General features: G+C 65.7%; 18 protein-coding genes. 6 read left to right on the forward strand and 12 right to left on the reverse strand.

Annotated features, from left to right (window positions below):
• Window positions 1–15 precede the first annotated feature (15 nt).
• On the reverse strand, window positions 16–618 hold the full coding sequence (locus Q8M13_RS15565; RefSeq protein WP_305300938.1) for a TetR/AcrR family transcriptional regulator: 603 nt from the start codon (window positions 616–618) through the stop codon (window positions 16–18).
• Between the two features lie 238 nt (window positions 619–856).
• Here Q8M13_RS15565 and Q8M13_RS15570 point away from each other — a divergent pair, with 238 nt between their 5' ends.
• Complete coding sequence (locus Q8M13_RS15570) at window positions 857–3,082, forward strand: tetratricopeptide repeat protein (protein ID WP_305300939.1); 2,226 nt, start codon at window positions 857–859, stop codon at window positions 3,080–3,082.
• Between the two features lie 221 nt (window positions 3,083–3,303).
• On the forward strand, window positions 3,304–4,443 hold the full coding sequence (locus Q8M13_RS15575) for an OprO/OprP family phosphate-selective porin (protein WP_305300941.1): 1,140 nt from the start codon (window positions 3,304–3,306) through the stop codon (window positions 4,441–4,443).
• 69 nt (window positions 4,444–4,512) lie between these two features.
• On the opposite strand, the gene Q8M13_RS15580 is transcribed toward Q8M13_RS15575, so the two are convergent.
• Window positions 4,513–5,787, reverse strand: a complete 1,275-nt coding sequence (locus tag Q8M13_RS15580; protein ID WP_305300943.1) for a cytochrome P450 — start codon at window positions 5,785–5,787, stop codon at window positions 4,513–4,515.
• 167 nt (window positions 5,788–5,954) lie between these two features.
• On the opposite strand from Q8M13_RS15580, the gene Q8M13_RS15585 reads away from it, so the two are divergent.
• Window positions 5,955–7,055 (forward strand): NADH:flavin oxidoreductase, encoded by a 1,101-nt coding sequence (locus Q8M13_RS15585; RefSeq protein WP_305300945.1) that lies wholly within the window; start codon window positions 5,955–5,957, stop codon window positions 7,053–7,055.
• 156 nt (window positions 7,056–7,211) lie between these two features.
• Here Q8M13_RS15585 and Q8M13_RS15590 read toward each other — a convergent pair whose 3' ends face one another.
• From Q8M13_RS15590 to Q8M13_RS15620, 7 genes are all read right to left on the reverse strand, one after another.
• Window positions 7,212–8,123, reverse strand: coding sequence for an SMP-30/gluconolactonase/LRE family protein (locus tag Q8M13_RS15590; RefSeq protein WP_305300947.1), 912 nt, complete (start codon window positions 8,121–8,123; stop codon window positions 7,212–7,214).
• A gap of 129 nt (window positions 8,124–8,252) precedes the next feature.
• A complete protein-coding gene (locus Q8M13_RS15595) occupies window positions 8,253–8,771 on the reverse strand; it encodes a dihydrofolate reductase (protein ID WP_305300948.1) in 519 nt (172 codons plus the stop codon).
• Window positions 8,772–8,790: 19 nt separating this feature from the next.
• Window positions 8,791–10,143, reverse strand: a complete 1,353-nt coding sequence (locus Q8M13_RS15600; protein WP_305300949.1) for a HAMP domain-containing sensor histidine kinase — start codon at window positions 10,141–10,143, stop codon at window positions 8,791–8,793.
• A gap of 5 nt (window positions 10,144–10,148) precedes the next feature.
• A complete protein-coding gene (locus Q8M13_RS15605; protein ID WP_305300950.1) occupies window positions 10,149–10,832 on the reverse strand; it encodes a response regulator transcription factor in 684 nt (227 codons plus the stop codon).
• Window positions 10,833–10,941: 109 nt separating this feature from the next.
• Complete coding sequence (locus tag Q8M13_RS15610) at window positions 10,942–11,163, reverse strand: hypothetical protein (protein WP_305300951.1); 222 nt, start codon at window positions 11,161–11,163, stop codon at window positions 10,942–10,944.
• A 275-nt stretch (window positions 11,164–11,438) separates the two neighbouring features.
• Complete coding sequence (locus tag Q8M13_RS15615) at window positions 11,439–12,287, reverse strand: thymidylate synthase (RefSeq protein ID WP_305300952.1); 849 nt, start codon at window positions 12,285–12,287, stop codon at window positions 11,439–11,441.
• A 92-nt stretch (window positions 12,288–12,379) separates the two neighbouring features.
• On the reverse strand, window positions 12,380–12,934 hold the full coding sequence (locus Q8M13_RS15620; RefSeq protein WP_305300953.1) for a DUF924 family protein: 555 nt from the start codon (window positions 12,932–12,934) through the stop codon (window positions 12,380–12,382).
• A 203-nt stretch (window positions 12,935–13,137) separates the two neighbouring features.
• Between Q8M13_RS15620 and ilvC the strand changes: the two genes are divergently transcribed.
• Window positions 13,138–14,157: a ketol-acid reductoisomerase gene (gene ilvC / locus Q8M13_RS15625; protein ID WP_305300954.1), complete on the forward strand. Its 1,020-nt coding sequence runs from the start codon at window positions 13,138–13,140 to the stop codon at window positions 14,155–14,157.
• 65 nt (window positions 14,158–14,222) lie between these two features.
• Here the strand turns inward: ilvC and Q8M13_RS15630 are convergent, their stop codons facing one another.
• Window positions 14,223–14,915 carry a M23 family metallopeptidase gene (locus tag Q8M13_RS15630; protein ID WP_305300955.1) on the reverse strand — a complete coding sequence of 231 codons (693 nt, stop codon included), beginning with the start codon at window positions 14,913–14,915 and terminating at the stop codon, window positions 14,223–14,225.
• A gap of 392 nt (window positions 14,916–15,307) precedes the next feature.
• Here Q8M13_RS15630 and otsA point away from each other — a divergent pair, with 392 nt between their 5' ends.
• On the forward strand, window positions 15,308–16,711 hold the full coding sequence (gene otsA, locus Q8M13_RS15635) for an alpha,alpha-trehalose-phosphate synthase (UDP-forming) (protein ID WP_305300960.1): 1,404 nt from the start codon (window positions 15,308–15,310) through the stop codon (window positions 16,709–16,711).
• Window positions 16,712–16,778: 67 nt separating this feature from the next.
• On the opposite strand, the gene Q8M13_RS15640 is transcribed toward otsA, so the two are convergent.
• On the reverse strand, window positions 16,779–17,546 hold the full coding sequence (locus Q8M13_RS15640; RefSeq protein ID WP_305300957.1) for a tRNA1(Val) (adenine(37)-N6)-methyltransferase: 768 nt from the start codon (window positions 17,544–17,546) through the stop codon (window positions 16,779–16,781).
• Between the two features lie 157 nt (window positions 17,547–17,703).
• On the opposite strand from Q8M13_RS15640, the gene Q8M13_RS15645 reads away from it, so the two are divergent.
• Window positions 17,704–18,675: a polyprenyl synthetase family protein gene (locus Q8M13_RS15645; protein ID WP_305300961.1), complete on the forward strand. Its 972-nt coding sequence runs from the start codon at window positions 17,704–17,706 to the stop codon at window positions 18,673–18,675.
• 12 nt (window positions 18,676–18,687) lie between these two features.
• On the opposite strand, the gene Q8M13_RS15650 is transcribed toward Q8M13_RS15645, so the two are convergent.
• The coding region (locus tag Q8M13_RS15650) for an SDR family oxidoreductase (protein WP_305300958.1) at window positions 18,688–19,086 on the reverse strand (399 nt) is incomplete at its 5' end.

Raw genomic sequence — 19,086 nt, forward strand, 5'->3', positions numbered from 1 at the left:
CTTTTCTTATTGGCGCTAGTCGGATGCGGGGGTCAGCAGACTCTGGATGAGGCGCCGCAGGTCCTCGTCGCTGATCGGCCAATTCAGCGATCGGACGTTACGGGCCACCCCGTTCACGACGTTGAGGATCAGCTCGGCCGATAGCGCCGGCGGGGCCGCCATCTTGTCCAACGCCTGCTGAAGCGTTCCAGCGTTCCGCGCGCGGCGTTGGAGCGCGCTGGCGTTCTGCGAGGCGCCAATCTCCCGATTGACCCAACTCTCCGTCTGGATGGCTACGGAGCACGGACCCAGTTTCGGGTGGCTATAGAGCTCGATGAGCTTGTGGCCAAATATCCGCAGATCCTCGGCAGGCGATCCGGTGTCGTCGAATTCGACCTCGCTCCAAAGCTCCAGGAACGCTTCGATCACGCAGGCGGTGGGGTTGTCCCAGCGGCGATAGAATGTGGCCTTGGGGACCTGAGCCTCGGTGCAAACCCGCTCAAGGGTGAGACCCGAAAAGCCGTGACGCGCCAACACCGTCAAGGCGGCGTCCTTGATGCGTTCCTGCAGGACATTGTCGCGAGGCCGCCCGCGGCTCCGGCGGGCCGGATCGGGCGCTGTGACTGCAGTCGAACTCATAGCCTGGGCCCCTCGGCGCGCCGGGAATGTGCGGGGATGACATGTCTAGAGGCCCGTGTCGCGGGGCGCCGTCAATACGATCTTCAGCGCGCGCGCCCAGGCTCATAGCCCGCTCCGGTTTGCAGCCTATTCTCGACCTGACTGGCCGATTGCGGCGGCGATTAGTTCAGTTGATTGTGGCGCTTCAGTAAACGCTCAGTCTGTAGCATAGTGAGGCGGCTGGATACGGGGGGTTCCCTTGGATTTCCGTGTGTTCCTCAGCGAATTGAAGAAACGCAACGTGGTCCGCGTGGCCGGCGTCTATACGGTCACGGCCTGGGGCGGTTTCCAGGTCGCCAGGACAATCTTCGAAACCCTCGATCTTCCCAAGTGGATATCTGCACTGACCTTGATGCTGTTGGTGCTGGGCCTGCCCATCGCCGCGCTGGGGTCATGGGCGTTCGAGCTCGGTCCCGATGGATCGATCCGGCGCACCAGCAAGTCGGAGAGCGATGGCCCCAAGCGGCGGCTGAACTGGATGGACTGGGGCGCCTTGGCGGCGATCGTCGCAGTCGCGGTGGTGTTGGTCGCCACAACGGTCGGCCTAGTCGGATCCTTCGGGCGCGGCGGCGGATCGGCCTTGCAGATGGCGGCCTCCAGCAAGTCGGTGGCGGTGCTGCCGTTCGCGAGTTTCAGCGCCGCCGAGGATTCCGAATATTTCGCCGACGGCCTGACCGAGGAGGTCACCAACAGCCTGGCCCAGGTGCCTGACCTGAAGGTCGCAGGGCGTACCTCGGCCTTCTATTTCAAGGGCAAGAACGAGGATGTGCGCGAGATCGGCAAGAAGCTGAACGTCGCCCACGTGGTCGAGGGCAGCGTCAGGCGGTCGGGCAACAAGCTGCGCGTCACCTGCCAGCTGATCAGCGTCAAGAACGGCTTCCACCTTTGGTCCGAGACCTATGACCGTACGATGGACGACGCCTTCGCCATCCAGAGCGAAATCGCCGACGGGGTGGCCGAGGCGCTGAAGGCCGAGCTGCATGCCGGCGGCGACGGCGATCGACAGGCGGGGCGCGATCCGGAGGCCTATCGGCTGGAAGTCGTCGCCAAGGGGCAGTTGCGGCGCAAGGGCAAAGAACAGCTGCAGTCTGCGCAGGCGATCTACAAGCGGTTGATGGAGATGGAGCCCGACAACGCCGATGTGCACGCGGGCTATGCCTACGCCACCGCCTACCTGACCCAGAACTATCAGGAAGGGGACTATCATCAGTCGGTCCGGGACGCCGAGGCGCAGATCGCCAAGGCGCTGGAGTTGGATCCGAAGTCGTCCCAGGCCTACGTCGCCAAGGGAATGCTGAACGCCATCCAGTTCGTGCGGGAGGGAGAACCGCGCTTCGAAATCGCCACGGAAGCCGCCTATCGCCGGGCCGTCGAATTGGCGCCGCGTAATCCCGAGGCCTTGAGCCTGCTGGGCGACTTCATCGCGCAGCCCAAGCCGGTGGAAGCTGTGAGCTATCTGCGCCGCGCGCTCGAGGTCGATCCGCTCGACCGGGTCGCCAACAACGCCCTGGCGGGGTCATTGGTCGCCACCAACCGCCTGGACGAGGCCGAGCAGCGGTACCGGGCGAACGTGGAGCTGTTTCCGGAATTCGTGGATTCCAAAGAGCAACTCGCGACCCTGATGGTGGAGCGCGGGAAGCTGGACGAGGCCGCGACCTGGTATCGACTGGCCGCCGCCCCGCAGACCGATCCGGCCGCTTCGCTGGCGCTATCGAATGTGTACTACAACCTCGAAATGCCGATGGAGGCTCAGGAGGCGCTGAAGGGTTGGAAGGACCACCCGGTGGTGGGACCGGTCGCGGTCGCAATCCAGATGATCGTGGCCGGCGACTATCCGGGATTGCTCGCGTTTTCGCAGGCCAAGCTGGTGGGGACTGAACCAGATCCCATCTGGCAGGGGGGAGTCGCCCAGGCGGCCGCCTCGCTCGGCCAGTACGACCTGGCCCGCGAGCAACTGGTCGCGATGTCGCCCGAGATGTTCGAGCCCGAGCCGAAGGTGTCGCCCCGGCTCGCCAACGAGGCGGCGGGGGCGGCCTTCGTCATCGAACAGACCGGCGACCGAGGGCAGGCGCGGCGAATACTCCAGGCGCTTCTAAAGGTCACCGAGCCCAAGCCTGGGCTTCGTCAGACGCAGGCGCGGCGGATCGCGCGCCTGAAAGCCTATGTGATGCTTGGCGACAAGGAGCGCGGCCTGGCCGAACTGCGCGGCGCCATCGATAGCGGCTACCGCCAGCTCTACGACCTGGACGGCTTCATGCGGCTTGATCGCCAACCCATGCTGCAGTCGTTGCGAAACGATCCCCAGTTCCAGGGCATGATCCGGGAGGTGCAGGCCGACAACGCCCGTATGCGAGCGGCCCTGCTGGCGCGGACTCCGCCCTCGCCGGGGCAGGGCGCCATCAGGACGGCCAGATCGGGAAATTAGCATGGCCGACCGAAGAATAGGGCTGGAAGCCCGTCGGTCGATGGCTATTGAGACGCGGTGCTCGGGCTTTCGTCTCCGGGGGGAGCGTTCTCATTTTCAAAGTATCAGTTTTGTCGCCTGCGGCCGGAATTGCGCCGGCGCTTACGGGTGGCGTTTTAGCTTTCTGCGCGATCTCGCCCGCTCTGGCGTCTGAAACCTCTATCGCCCCTGGGCTCGCGTCGGTGAACGTGAACTGGGACAAGGGCGTGCCGGAGCTCTCAAGCCTGGATGGCCAGATCACCTTCCGCCCCAAGGGACGGATCATCCTCGACGTCGGCTCCACCACGGGCTCCAACCGCCCCGAGCGCAACCTGTCGGGTGACGAGTTTCGCACTCTGCGTCTCGGGTTCGAGGGCCGGGTGGGAGGCCACCTGGCCTACAGTTTTGAGAGCGACTTCGTGGACCACAAGGCGGTCGTGAAGGGCGCCTATTTGGTCTGGCGCGATCATTGGCGGGCCAATGATGTCGAGTTCACCTTTGGCAACCGGCTGAGCGAGCGGAGCCTGGAAGGGTCCAGCGGTTCGGATGGCGTGCCGTTCATGGAGCGAAATGCGGTCGCGTCTGCGATCACGCCGCTGAAGGGGTTCTACGGCCTGGGCGTGATCGGCAAGGTCTATGGCCGCGACTGGCACGTGGCGACCCAGGTCGCAGGCGATGAACTCGGCAATCCGGGCGTCGCGCGCGACACGTTCACCTATCTGGCGCGGGGGCACTGGAACCCGGTCAAGACGGCGGACGCCACCCTGCATGTGGCGGCCTGGAGCTATTATGAGGACTTCCCCGCCGACCTGAACAGCGTATCGCGCAACAGCAGTTGGGGCGGTCACTTCAACGATCGGCTGCAGGTGCCGCTGGGCGCGCTGCGAGATCCGCTGGACGGAACCGGCTACGGGCTGGAGTTAGGCGGGGTGGCGGGCACGTCCTGGACCTTCCTGGAAGTGGGGCGGCGCGAGATCCAGACGCGGACCGACCATGTCGATATCGACGCTTTGGCGCTGTCGGCCGGCTGGATGATCACGGGCGAGACGCCGTCCTATTCGTCGCGCGGCGGGACGCTGGGCAAGGTGCATCCCAGGGCGCCGTTGTCGAAGGGTGGAGCCGGGGCGTTCGAACTCGCGCTGCGCTACCAACTTCTGGACAACAGCGATGCGCCGAGTGGCGCGAAGGGGCGAGAGGCTACGGTCGGCGTCAATTGGCGCCTGGAAGAGTGGCTGCGCCTGATGGTCAATGTCAGCCACTGGGACATCGAGCACAAGGTCGGCAAGTTCGCCGGCAAGGATGCTGGCGACAGCCTGGCTGGGCGGCTGCAGGTCGCGTTCTAGAGACCACAATTGCTCGTCACCCTCCGGGTCACCTTTCAGGCGACCGGTGGATGACGAGGCGTGGTGAGCTTAGAGCCGGCTCGGGATCACGACTTGCAGGTTTTCGTAACCCTTCACGAAGGAGGAGGGGACACGCTTGGGCTCGCCGACGACCTCGATGGAGGGGAAGCGCGTCAGGATCTCTTCCCAGAGGATCTTGAGCTGCAGTTCGGCCAAGCGGTTGCCGACGCAGCGATGGATGCCGAAGCCGAAGGACAGGTGCTGGCGGGGCCGTTCGCGGTCGATGATGTAGGCGTTCGGGTTCTCGATCACCTCGTCGTCGCGGTTGCCCGAGACGTACCACATGATGACCTTGTCGCCCTTTTTGAGCTGCTTGCCGCCCAGTTCGGTGTCCTGGGTGACGGTGCGGCGCATGTGGGCCAGCGGGGTCTGCCAGCGGATGGTCTCCGACACCATCGAGGGGATCAGAGAGGGGTTGTCGCGCAGCTTCCGGTACTGGTCGGGAAACTGGTTCAGGGCGACCACCGAGCCGGTCATGGTGTTGCGGGTGGTGTCGTTGCCCCCGACGATCAGCAGGATCAGGTTCCCGAGATACTCCATCCGGTCCATGTTCCGGGTGGCCTCGCCATGCGCCAGCATCGAGATCAGGTCGCCCTTCGGCGGGGCGTTGACCCGCTCGTTCCAGAGCCGCGTGAAGTAGTCCACGCACTCGAACAGCTCAGCCTTGCGTTCCTGATCGACGATGTCGGGATCTTCGGAGCTGAACAAACCCGACTCCGGGCCCGCGGTCGCGACGTCCGACCAGCGGGTCAGCTTGCGCCGCTCTTCCCAGGGGAAGTCGAACAGGGTGGCCAGCATCTGGGTGGTCAGTTCGATCGACACCTTGTCCACCCAGTCGAACTCCTCGCCGATCGGCAGGGCGTCGAGCGTGGCGCAGATGCGCTGGCGGATCAGCGGCTCAAGCTCGTGCAGGTTCGCGGGCGAGACGATCGGGCTGACGGTCTTGCGCTGGATGTCATGCTTGGGCGGGTCCATGGCGATGAACATCGGCATGGTGAAGTCTTCTTTGGGATCGAAGATCGTGATCGACGGTTCCGACGAGTAGACCTCGTGGTTGGTGTCGACGCTCATGATGTCGTTGTACTTGGTCACCGACCAATAGGGGCCGTCCTCGTGGCCGGTGGCGTTGTAATGAACCGGGTCCTCTTTGCGCAGGCGCTCGAAGTAGGGCCACATGGTGTCGGTCCGGAAAAGGTCCGGATCGGCCACGTTGATTTCCTCAAGCGGCATGGCGTAGGCCTTCGCGCGCGCCTCGGCTTTGAGATCGATCGCACCATCGCTCATGACAACTTCCTCCGCATCCAGGCCTTGAGTGACCGCTGTTCACATTACAATGGCGCCGTATCGCCTTCAGGGGAAGTTACGGGTGTGCAACAGAAAATCTTAACTGACAAAGCGACCGGTCGTGCTTATTTGAGGCTAGCGAACAATCGTTTGAATCCGGAGCGCCCATGTCGGCCGACGCCCTCTTCAAGCCCTTTGATTTCAAGGGCCTGCATCTAAAGAACCGCATTGTCATGGCTCCCATGACCCGTTCGTTCTCGCCGGGCGGCGTAGTGACGGATGAGGTGGCCCAGTACTACAAGCGCCGCGCGGCGGCCGAGGTCGGGCTGATCGTTTCAGAAGGCACCGGCGTCGATCGCCCCGCGTCCCTGAACGACAAGAACGTTCCGCGTTTCCACGGCGAGAAGGAACTGGCCGGCTGGAAGCATGTAATCGACGAGGTTCATGCGGTCGGCGGGGTGATGGCCCCGCAGCTATGGCACGTCGGCAATGTCCGCACGCGCGACCCCGAGTGGACCCCGCCCGGCCCCTATGACAGCCCGTCGGGCCTCTCGCGTCCCGACAAGCCGTTCGGCGCGCCGATGACCGAGGAAGAAGTGGCGGACGCCGTTCGCGCCTTCGCCGAAGCGGCGGGCGCGGCCAAGAAGTTGGGCTTTGAGTCCATCGAACTGCACGGCGCGCACGGCTATCTGATCGACCAGTTCTTCTGGGACGGCACCAATCTGCGCGAGGACGCCTACGGCTCGAAAGACCTCCCTGGCCGGGCGCGGTTCGCCGGCGACATCCTGAAGGCGGTGCGCAAGGAGGTCGGCCCCGACTATCCGGTTATCATCCGCATCAGCCAGTGGAAGCAGCAGGACTACGAGGTGAAGCTGGCCCAGGATCCGAAGGCGCTGGAAGCCTGGCTCGGCGCTCTGGTCGACGCCGGCGCCGACATCCTGCACTGCTCGCAACGCCGGTTCTGGGAGCCGGAATTCGAGGGTTCGGATCTCAACTTCGCCGGCTGGGCCAAGAAGCTGACCGGTGTGCCGACCATCACCGTGGGCTCGGTAGGCCTGTCGGGAGAGTTCATCGCCGCGTTCGCGGGCGAGGGCTCGAAGCCGGCTTCGCTGGACGAGTTGGAGCGCCGCCTCGATCGCGGCGACTTCGATCTGGTCGGGGTAGGACGCGCGCTGCTGCAGGACCCTGACTGGGTGCTGAAGATCCGCGATGGCCGGACGGACGAACTGAAGAGCTTCGAACGCGCCGCGCTGGGCACGTTGTACTAGAGCGGTTCCTCTCCCTCGGGAGAGGCTAGGTGAGGGGGCGGCTTGCCGCTCCTTCACGAACATCGCCGTTTGCTCGCCAGGCCGGATGTCGTCGCTGGCGCGCCCAACCCCTCACCTAACCTCTCCCCGCCAGCGGGGAGAGGAATGAAGCGACCGCTAGGCGTTGAAGTTCAGCTTCAGGCCTGCGCGCGGCCAGGTGGTCTTGTAGAGCTTGCCGGTGGACGAGGCGGTGATCCACGCGGTCATCATGTCTGAACCGCCGAAGCAGATGTTGGTCACGATCAGGTCCGGCACCGGATAGTGCTCGGTCGAGCCTGACGGATCGAAGGCGGTGATCCCGCCGTTCAGGATCGTCGCCACGCAGACCTTGCCGGAAGCCTCGACGGCCAGGCTGTCGAGGAACTGCACGCCGGGCAGGTTGGCGACCGAGCGACCGGCTCCGAAGCCTACCTGCGGCGCCAGGACGCCCGGCTCGACGACGTCGAAGGCCCAGAGGCGGCCGAGTTGGGTGTCGGCGAGATAGACCGTTTTCTCATCGGGCGAGAGGCCGACGCCGTTCGGCGAGATCAGGTGGTCGCGCTGGCAGCTGACATGGCTGCCGTCGATCTTGGCGTAGTAGAGCGCGCCAAACTTGCGGCCTTCGGGCGTCGAGCAGCCGTGGTCGGAGAACCAGAAGCCGCCCTGCTTATCGAACACCAGGTCGTTGGGCCCGACGAAGGGCCGGCCATCGCAGGTTTCGTAAAGGGTCTTGAGCTCGCCGGTCGCCAGGTCGAAGCGCTGGATATAGCCGCCCTTGTGGGTGTCGGGCGTCGGGCCTGGAATGGTCAGGCCGTCTTGCTGGGGCCAGGTGAAGGAGCCGCCGTTGTTGGTGATGTAGATCGCGCCGTCCGGCCCGATGGCCGCGCCGTTGGGACCGCCGCCGGTCTCGACCACGGTCTCCTTGCGGCCGTCGGGATAGACCCGGGTCAGGCGCTGGCCCTTGATCTCGGTCAGGATCACCGAGCCGTCGGCCATGGCGATCGGGCCTTCCGGAAACTCGAAGCCCTCGGCGACTAGCTGCATGTCCATGGTCATCTCCCTGGCGGTTCGCCGCACGGATCGGCAGCGTTTGGGAGCGACTATGACCGATCAGCGCCGTTGCAACAGCCGGAATTTAAACGACCGTTCACCTTCCGTTGCGGCAGGCCGAGCGCGGGACTAGCGGCGCTCCAGCACCCGGAAGGTGAAGGCGTATTCGTCGTCAGGCCCGGCGGGATGTTCCTCGCGGCGGACTTCGGTCCAGCGGCTTTCATCGATCGGCGAGAGCTTCACGTCGCCCTCCACCTCGGCGTCGACCTCGGTCAGGTAGAGGCGCTTGGCGCGGCCGAGGGCGATCTCGAACAGCGAGGCGCCGCCGATCACGCAATATTCGTCGCGGCCATCCTCCTCGGCTTGTTCGCGGGCGATGGAGACCGCCTCGGCGAACTCGTCGCAGACCACGGCCTGCTTCGGCTCGAACGAGCCGTCCTTGGAGAGCACGATGTTGGTGCGGCCGATCAGGGGCTTCTTGGGCAGGCTGTCCCAGGTCTTGCGCCCCATGATCACCGGCTTGCCCATGGTCACCGCGCGGAAGATCGCCATGTCGGATTTCAACCGCCAAGGCAGGGCGCCGTCGCGCCCGATGACGCCGTTGCGGGAGCGAGCGATGGGGCCGGCGGTGAGGATGGGTGAGGTCATGCCAGCCTCTTAGCAGCTTCTATCGGTGGTCGGCCAAGTCGATCACGACGCGAAGCCCTGGGTCGGCGTCCAGCAGGTCGAGCGACCCGCCATGCAGCTTGGCGCAGGCCGCGACGATAGCCAGGCCAAGGCCGCCGCCGGGGGCTGAGCGGGCCGCGTCCAGCCGCACAAACCGCTCGCGTACCCGGCCGCGGTGCTCGAGCGGGATGCCGGGGCCGGAATCGGCGACGACGATCTTCACGCGGCCTGGCGTCCGTTCGAGGAGTAGCCGGATCACGGCGCCTTCGCCGGCATAGAGGGCGGCGTTGTGCAGCAGGTTGCCGACCGCCTGGCGCAGGATCAGTTCGTGGGCGTTGACGACGACCGGTTCCGATGGGGTCGAGGTCATCAGCGCCTGGCCGGCGTCCTCGATCATCGGGGCGAAGAGCTCGCCGATTTCGCTGACCAGGGTGGTCAGGTCCACCGGCGCCATCATTTCGCGCGAGAGGCCGGCCTCGGCGCGAGCGATGTCCATCAAGGCCGAAAGCGTGGCGAGAGAGCGGTCGGCCTCGGCGTGGGCCAGCTCGATGGCGTCCAGGCGCGTGCGCTCATCCACGCCGGGCTCCATGGCGCGGGCAAGGTCGGCGCGCATGCGGGTCAGGGGCGAGCGTAGGTCGTGGGCCAGGCTGTCGGTGACGGTCCGCATGCCGGTCATCAGCTCCTCGATCCGGTCGAGCATGCCGTTCATGGCCTCGCCGAGGCGGTCGAAGACGTCGCCCTTCGGGTGCGTCTCGGTGCGGGCCGAAAGGTCGCCCTCGGCGATGCGGCCGGCGGTGGAGGCCAGGGTCTCCATCCGGCTCAGCAGCAGGCGGTTGAGCCAGAGGGCGGCCAGGAGCACCACCCCCACCCCGGCCAGCAGGGCGACCCCGCCGCTGGCGACCAGGGCGCGCTGGAAGGCGATGCGCTCGCCGATGTCTTCGTAGACCACCAGCGTGCCGCCGACCGAGAGCGGCTGGACCAGCACCCGCCAGGGCGTGTCGCGGCCCTCCGTCAGGATCTTCAGCTTTGCCGCGCCCGAGGCGGGCAGGCGCTCGGCGCCCAGCAATCGCGCGCCGCCCAGAAGTCGGCCGTCTTCGGCGTAAAGAGCATAGCGGAAGGCGCCGCCTGGATCGGTGCGCTCGCGCAGGTCCAGGGCGCGGGCGAGAGGGGCGACGCCCTCCTCATGCGCGAAGGCCACGAAATAGTCGCGGGCGGCGGTGGCCACGGCCTGCTGCCGCTCGGCGATGATCGCCTCGCCGATCCGATCGATCATCAGCAGGCCGACGGCCAGGGCCGACAGCGCCACGGCGAGCATGACAAAAATCACTGCGCCGGGCCGCAGTCTGGATCGCACGGGCGTCATGGTTCCAGGGATAGCCGGTATCCGGTTCCGCGCAGGGTGTGCAGCAGCGGTTGGGCGAAGCCGTCGTCGATCTTCTTGCGCAGGCGGCTGATGTGGGTGTCGACGACGCTGGTGTGCGGGTCGAAACGATAATCCCAGACCTGTTCCAGCAGCATCGTGCGGGTGACGACGCGGTCCTTGTGGCGCAGCAGGTACTCAAGCAGCTTGAATTCGCGGGGCAGCAGGTCGAGGGCGCGGCCGGCGCGGCTCACCCGGCGGGTCAGGAGATCGACCACAAGATCGCCGCAGGCAAGCTGGGTCTCGACCTCCGGCCCGGTCCGCCGCCGCAACAGGTTCTCCAGTCGGGCAGAGAGCTCTGAATAGCCAAAGGGCTTGGTGAGATAGTCGTCGCCGCCGGCGCGCAGCCCGGTGACACGTTCGTCCAGGTGGCTGAGGGCGCTGAGGAACAGGATAGGGGTGGGAATCGAGGCCGCACGCAGCGCCTTCACGACGCTTAGGCCGTCCATTCCGGGGATCATGCGATCCATGACGATGGCGTCGAATTCCGATCCCGACGCTGCATAGAAGCCGTCACGGCCGTCGGCCATATGCTCGACGGTGTAGCCCTCCTCACGAAGTCCCTTGAGGATGTAGTCCGCCGTCTCGGCGTCGTCCTCGACCAGCAGGATGCGGCGGCTCATGGGGCCTTCCTAACGTTAGGTCTGCTGAAGATGGCCCTCTTTCGCCGGCGATCCAAATGGCGATCGGGCGGCCGCGGGAGACCGGCCGCCCGACCTTGCCAGCGCCGAGCTATCCCTTGGCGACGCAGGCCTTCACGAAGGCGGCTTCCGTACCGGTGTGGGTCTTCTGGCTCTTCCAGGACTGCTCGCAGGCGGTGCGCTTGGCGCTCGCGTCCATCTTGGCGGTGGCCGCGGGCTTTACGGCGGCGGCTGGCGCAGGCGTGGCGGCGAAAGCGGCGGAGCCCGCGGCCAGGCTCAGGATCAGGGCGGCGGGGGCGATCAGGTTACGCATAAGGCTCTCCATGTGTTCAACCGGTCTGTGCCGGTGATCACAGAAGACCATCGCAGCCCCACGGCCCGCGGTCGCTCAGCTCGCAAATCTGTAAGGTTGGAAGCGAGCGACGCTCCAGGTGTCATCCCGGTTTGCGAAGCAAGGCCGGGACCCATTCACGCTGGGGCTTCAGAAAATGGAGAGGTCTCGCCGCAGCTTGAACCATCAGGTGTTCATAGGTCCCGGTCTTGCTTCGCAAACCGGGATGACAATCCGGGACGTCAGCGGAGAGCTGCTCAGACCGCGATCGGAGCGGCGATCTTTTCGTGGGCCTTGTAGCCGCGCAGTTTGAAGTCTTCGTATTCGAAGGCGAAGAGGTCGCGCTTGTCGGCGATCTCCATGATCGGCAGGGGCAGGGGCTCGCGCCCAATCTGCTCCTTCGCCTGGTCCAGGTGGTTCAGATAGAGGTGGGCGTCGCCCAGGGTGTGGACGAACTCGCCCGGCTCCAGCCCCGTCACCTTGGCGACCATCATGGTCAGCAGGGCGTAGGAGGCGATGTTGAACGGCACGCCCAGGAAGACGTCGGCCGATCGCTGGTAGAGCTGGCAGGACAGCTTTCCGTCAGCCACGAAGAACTGGAACAGGCAGTGGCAGGGCGGCAGGGCCATGTCGTCGACGTCGGCAGGGTTCCAGGCCGAGACGATATGGCGGCGCGAGTTGGGGTTGGTCTTCAGGCCTTCGAGGACATTGGCGATCTGGTCGATCACCCGCCCGTCGGGGGCGGTCCAGGAGCGCCATTGCTTGCCGTAGACCGGGCCGAGCTCGCCGTCGGGCGCGGCCCATTCGTCCCAGATGCTGACGCCGCGTTCCTGCAGCCAGCGGACATTGGTGTCGCCGCGCAGAAACCACAGCAGTTCCAGGATGATCGACTTGCGGTGCAGCTTCTTGGTGGTCAGGAGCGGAAAGCCCTTGGCCAGGTCGAAGCGCATCTGGCGGCCGAACACGCCGAGAGTGCCGGTGCCGGTGCGGTCGCCTCGCTGGACGCCGTTGTTCAGAATGTCGGACAGCAGAGTCAGATACTGGCGCTCAGGATGGTCGGCCGGAGCGGCATCGGTCGTGTCAGCGATGGCGACGTGGACGTTCATCGGGCGGCCCGTTCTCGTGATCGGGGTGATTCGTAGCCGATACTGTAGAACGATTGGGATCTAGGTTTGCGTCATCCACAGATGGATTCGGCTCAGCCTGAGAAACCACCTTCATCCAGGAACGCCTGCTCGTTCGGCGTGGTGGTGCGTCCCAGGCAGGGGTTGCGATGCGGGAAGCGGCCGAAGCGCACGATGATGTCGCGATGCAGTTCGGCCCACTTCAAGCCCTCGGCGTCGCCGGTCTCGTCGCGCATGGTTGTGAACAGCTCGATCGCGCGGTCTTGGTCGGGCAGGTCCTCGGAATGCTCGAACGGCAGGTAGAAGAACTGCCGCAGGTTCGCATCGACCTGCTTGTCATGCCCGGCGGAGATGGCTGTGCGGGCGATCTGCCGCGCTTTCGGATCGGTGGCGAAGGCGTGGCCGGAGTTGCGGTAGAGATTGCGCGGAAACTGGTCGAGCAGGATCAGCAGGGCCAGCGATCCCTCCGGGCTGGCGGCCCAGGCGTCATATTCGCCCCGGGCGGCGCGCAGATGGACCGGTTCGAACTTCAGCGCGATGGCGTCGTCGAACTTCGGATTCTTGGAGAACCATTTCTCCGGTCCGGCCAGTCGCCAGAAGCCGATCACGTCCTGCGGTGTCGCCGCCATGGGGAGCCCTCCAAGCCAGCCGACTATGTCCAACAGCCCGGCGTTTGGTTCAAGCGGCGGCTTGCGGCGTCTTTTTGCGGAGATATCGCCGCAGATGGGCGGCCTTCCCTTGACGTTCGCGCAAGATTCCCCTTCATAGCCCCGCCTTTGCTGCGGCGCCGTTGCGCGGAACCGCAGCTACCTTCGACTTCAGGAGAATGATCATGCGCGTCTACTATGACCGCGACGCCGACCTCGCCCGCATCCTGGACAAGAAGATCGCGATCGTAGGCTATGGCAGCCAGGGTCGCGCGCACGCGCTCAACCTTAAGGACTCCGGCGTCAAGGACGTCGTGGTAGCCCTGCGTCCGGGTTCGGCCACCGCCAAGAAGGTGGAAGCTGACGGCCTGAAGGTCATGACTGTCGCCGAGGCTTCGGCCTGGGCCGACGCCGTCATGGTGCTGGCGCCCGATGAACTGCAGCGCGGCATCTACAAGGAAGAAATCGCGCCGAACATCAAGGACGGGGCGGCTCTGCTGTTCGCTCACGGCCTGAACGTTCACTTCAACCTGATCGAGCCCAAGGACAGCATCGACGTCCTGATGATCGCGCCGAAGGGCCCGGGTCACACCGTGCGCGGCGAATATCAAAAGGGCGGCGGCGTGCCTTGCCTGATCGCCATCCACGCCAACGCCACCGGCAATGCGCTGGACTTCGGTCTGGCCTACGCCTCGGCCATCGGCGGCGGCCGTTCGGGCGTCATCGAGACCACCTTCCGTGAAGAGTGCGAAACCGACCTGTTCGGCGAGCAAGCCGTGCTCTGCGGCGGCCTGGTGGAACTGATCCGCGCTGGCTTCGAAACCCTGGTCGAAGCGGGCTACGCGCCCGAAATGGCCTATTTCGAGTGCTTGCACGAAGTGAAGCTGATCGTGGACCTGATCTACGAAGGCGGCATCGCCAACATGAACTACTCGATCTCGAACACCGCCGAGTACGGCGAGTACGTGACCGGCCCCCGCATCGTGACCTCCGACACCAAGGCGGAAATGAAGCGCGTGCTGGAAGACATCCAGTCGGGCCGCTTCGTGCGCGACTTCATGCTGGAGAACGAGGCTGGTCAGCCGAGCCTGAAGGCGACCCGTCGCCGCGCCAGCGAGCACGAGATCGAAGACGTCGGTGGCCGCCTGCGCGCCATGATGCCTTGGATCACGAAGAACAAGCTGGTCGACACCGCGCGCAACTAGGCGCGGCGCACAGCCAGAACGACAGAGAGGCCCGGACGCAAGTCCGGGCCTTTTTCTATTGGGGTTTAGGTGGCGAGCCGGGTCACGTAGCGTTCGGCCAGGACGCGGGTCGCATCGATGCGGTTCTGGCCCGGCGCGATCAACTCAAAATGCACATGGTCGGTCATGCCCCCCGGGTACTTGGCCTCAAGGCCGTGGGCGCGGCCGATGACCTCTCCCAGCCGCAGGGTGTCGCCGACCTCGACCGACGGATCGACGTAGAAGACGCGCGCCACATAGCCGATCGCCGGATTGGTGATCTCGACGAACTTCAGGTGCGCGTCGTCGGCATAGGCGAAGCCGATCTTGGTCACGAAGCCGGAAACCGGCGCGACCACGTCCTGACCGGCGTCGACCATATAGTCGACCCCTTCGTGCGGTCGCGAGCCGCCGTCGCGCGAGGCGCCGAATGCGCCGTAGCCATAGGCGTCATGCTGGCGAGGCGCCTTGCCGGTGGGATTGACGAAGTCCGGCGCGCCGTCGCCGTCGATGTCGGCCCCCTGCCAGGTCAGGACCTTGACCGTGGCCGGCGTCGAGGTGATCGCCAGGTCAAGCCGGGCCGAGGGGCGGGCGCTGGTGAAATTGACGTCGAACTTCGCCGCCGCAGCGCCGGCGTGCAGCAATACCGCCACACCTACGGCCGCGCCCAGGGTTGCACAGGTCTGGGCTAGCCACGTCCGCCGGGAGGTGGCTTTGGGCAACGTCACAGTTCGCATCATGCAGGGTTCGATCCTATTCCCGATGTTTTGGCCGAGCGGTCTGTCGCTGCTCTTGGCTGTGGATTGGCGTTCTGGTCCCCTTGGCGGTTGATATGGAGGGTATGGCGACAAATTCGGATGTGACCGGTTGCCGCTGGTTGAGGTCACAGATGTGTGAGCGTGGCAGACACAAGCGCAAGATGTGGTATGAGTTCTCAGCGCAGGCGGGCAGCAATCCCGTGCCGGATGAGGTGATGTCGCGCGAATAGCGCGAACTATTGGGTTCCCATATTTCGGACGAGCCGAAACTATTCTGCGCGCATAGAGGGAAATTCTGTAATTTCAATCTTACTATTGAACGCAATGCGTGGCCGGATGGATTCGGTCTTTCATGATCTGAAGGGGAGTTTCCCCTGGGGCGGCTGATCGTTGTCTCCAACCGCGTGCAGCCGCCTGGCGATGCGTCCAGCGGCGCCGTCGGCGGGCTGGCGATGGCGCTGGCCGCGGCCCTGCGCGAACACAGCGGCGTGTGGTTCGGGTGGAGCGGTCAAACCACCGAAGAGCACACCGGCCAGCTTTCGGTGCAGCGGATCGGCGGCGTCACGGTCGCGACCATTGATCTCGAGGAGCAGGACCGGCAGGAGTACTACAACGGCTACGCCAACAAGACCCTGTGGCCGCTGTTCCACTATCGCGTCGACCTGAGCGCCTATGAGCGCTCGTTCAGCGAAGGCTACGCCCGGGTCAATGCGCGGTTCGCCGACGCCCTGGCCCCGCTGATCCAACCGGACGATCTGGTGTGGGTTCACGACTATCACCTGATGCCGCTGGCCCAGGAGCTGCGGCGGCGCGGGGTGAAGAACCGGATCGGCTTCTTCCTGCACATCCCATGGCCTGCGCGGCGATTGCTGGCGACGCTTCCAAACCACCGCGAGCTGGTCGAGGCGCTGTTTGAGTTCGACCTGCTGGGGTTCCAGACCGAGGACTCGGCCAGCGCGTTCGAGGACTATGTGACCGGCGAGCTTGGCGGGACGGTGACGCCCGATCGGCGCGCGCACGCTTTTGGCCGAACTGCACAGGTTGGGGCCTTCCCTATCGGCCTGGACGTCGAGACCTTCGAGGCCTCCGCGCAGGACGAGGTCGCCCAGGCCGAGTTCGAGCGCATGCAGGCCAGCCTGAGCGGCCGCGCCATGATCGTCGGCGTCGATCGCCTGGACTACTCCAAGGGGCTTGAGGAGCGCTTCCTGGCCTACGAGCAGGCGCTGATCGACCATGAGGAACTGCGTGAGCAGGTCTTCCTGCTGCAGATCGCGACGCCCAGCCGTGAAGAGGTGGGCGCCTATCAGGACATTCGCGCCCGGCTGGACGCGGTGACCGGACGCATCAACGGCGCCTTCGCCACCGTGGACTGGGTGCCGATCCGCTATGTAAACCGCGCCTATCGCCGCGATGAGCTGGCCGGGGTCTACCGCGCCGCCAAGATCGGGCTGGTTACGCCGCTGCGAGACGGGATGAACCTGGTGGCCAAGGAATATGTCGCAGCTCAGGATCCGGAAGATCCTGGCGTCCTGATCCTGTCGGAGTTCGCTGGGGCGAGCGAGCAGATGCGCCAGGCCTTGATCGTCAACCCGTTCAACCGCGAGGAGGTCGCCGAGGCGATCGTCCAGGGCCTGAACATGCCGAAGGCCGAACGCATCGCCCGCTGGACCGAGCTCATGGCCGATCTGAAGCGGACTGACGTCATGGCTTGGCGAGACGCATTCGTCGCAGCCTTGCGCGGGGATGACGCTGCGTCAGACCGTTTGGCGGCCTCGTAGCTGTCGACAAGGCGGCCGTCGGCGGGGCAGGGTGGGCCATGTCGCATCAGGTCGTCTGGTTCAAGGGCTAGAGCCAGGGCAGGGCCGCTTCGCCGCGAAAGATCGCCTCGGCCTCTGGCGTGTGCTTGGCGCCCTCACGTGGATGCAGCACCAGGGCCGGCAGCAGTTGCAGCGGCGCCTTGCCGGTCTTCAGCGCCCTGACCAGCACACGTTTCGCCGGCGCGTCCGCGTGGGGCAGAACGGGCCGGATCTGAAATGAACCGGCCTTCGGCGCTAGCAGGGCCAGGATGTCCGCCAGGCGGTCGGCGCGATGAATGATGGTGATCGAACCGCCTTCCCGCACGGCCTTCAGTAGAAAACTCGTCCAGACGCCAAGCCCGCCATCGGCCATCCAGGCGCCGCGCTTGGCGGCGGCCGGCGCGCGCAGGGCGCTGGGATCGTCGAAGAACGGGGGATTGCTCATCACGGCGTCGAACGGGGCGAGGCCGAGCGCGCGAAACGGTTGGCGCACGTCGCTTTCGACAATCTCGACCCGATGCTGCAGGTCGTTCAATTGGACATTTTGGCGAGCGAAGCCGGCCGCAGCGCTGTCACGCTCCACGCCAAGGAAGCTCGCGCCAGGCCTGCGGGCCGCCGCCGCCAGCAGCGCGCCGCCCGCGCCGCAGCCCGCTTCCAGCACCCGCGCGCCTTCGCCGGCGTCGCATGCGGCCGCCAGAAGCGCCGCGTCCATGCCCGCGCGATAGCCGTCCTGGCCTTGGCGCAGCACGATCCTGCCCCCCAAGAGGCGGTCCTCGGTGACGCTGCCTTTAAGCAAGGGGTGTGACGTCGGTTCCATTTACGCCTAGAGACAGCCTAGCCCGCCTTGACCCTGGTCTTACCCGTGACCATTGTCGCCCGCAAATGACGGCCCTGTTCGGCGCCGTGCAACGCCTTGGAGTTTCGATAGCTTGGACGTCGTCAATGCTGCGATCGCCCGTGAAAAGCCCGTGTCCATCGACGGGCTGTTGGAACTCGCGCGGCCCGACATGGCCAAGGTCGACGCGCTCATCCGCGATCGGATGCAAAGCCCTGTCTCGGTGATCCCGGCCCTCGCCGAACACCTGATCGGCGGATCGGCCAAGCGGCTGCGTCCATTGCTTACGATCGCCGCCGCGCGCGTCGCCGGCGCGCAGGATGACGCCTGCCTCAAGCTGGCGGCCGCGGTCGAGTTCATCCACACCGCCACCTTGTTGCACGACGACGTTGTCGATTCCTCCCAGTTGCGGCGCGGCAAGGTCGCGGCCCACCTGATCTGGGGCGCGCCGGCCAGCGTGTTGGTCGGGGATTTCCTTTTCGCGCGCGCCTTTGAACTGATGGTCGAGGCCGGCTCGATGCAAGCGCTCGAGATCCTAGCGCGCGCCAGCCGCGTGATCGCCGAGGGCGAGGTGCTGCAACTCACCCGCGCCCACGATCTCAACCTGGGCCAGGATCTCTATCTAGAGATCATCAAGGCCAAGACCGCCGAGCTGTTCGCGGCGGCGGCGGAAGCCGGTGCGGTTTCGGCCGGCGCCAGCCCTGAGCGTTGCAAGGCGTTGCGGACGTTCGGCCAGGATCTGGGGTTGGCGTTCCAACTCGTCGACGACGCCCTCGATTATAGCGGCGTCAGCTCGACGCTCGGCAAGAACCCAGGCGACGACTTCCGCGAGGGCAAGGCGACCTTGCCGCTGCTGCTGGCCATCGCCCGCACCGGCGCGGCCGAGAAGGCGTTCTGGGATCGTACGGTCGGGCGGCTGGAACAGAACGAAGGCGACTTCGAGCGCACTCGCGACCTGATCGTCTCCACCGGCGCGGACGCCGCGACCCTGGACCTGGCGGCGGACTATGCCGACACAGCCAAGGCCCAGCTCGCCGAATTCGCCAGCAACAATAGCTGGCGTCCGGCGCTTGAGGACCTGGCGGACTTCGCGGTCGGGCGCCAGGCCTAGGCGCTGCGGCGGCTAGGCCGCCGTCCATCCCCCATCGACGGAGATGTTCGCGCCGGTCATTTGCTTGGCGGCGTCCGAGCAGAGGAAGATGGCCACGGCGGCGACTTCCTCCGGCGTGACGAACTGCTTGGTGGGCTGGGCGGCCAGCAGCACGTCGTTGATGACCTGCTCTTTGGTCATGTTGCGGGCCTTCATGGTGTCCGGGATCTGGCTTTCCACCAGCGGCGTCCAGACATAGCCGGGGCTGATGCAGTTGACGGTGATACCGTTGGTGGCCACCTCAAGAGCGACAGCCTTGGTAAGCCCGGCGATGCCGTGCTTGGCCGCCACATAGGCCGACTTGTAGGGCGAGCCCACCAGCGAGTGAGCCGAGGCCGTGGAGATGATCCGACCCCAGCCGCGGGACTTCAT

The sequence above is a fragment of the Phenylobacterium sp. genome (assembly GCF_030681155.1).
GTDB lineage: Bacteria > Pseudomonadota > Alphaproteobacteria > Caulobacterales > Caulobacteraceae > Phenylobacterium.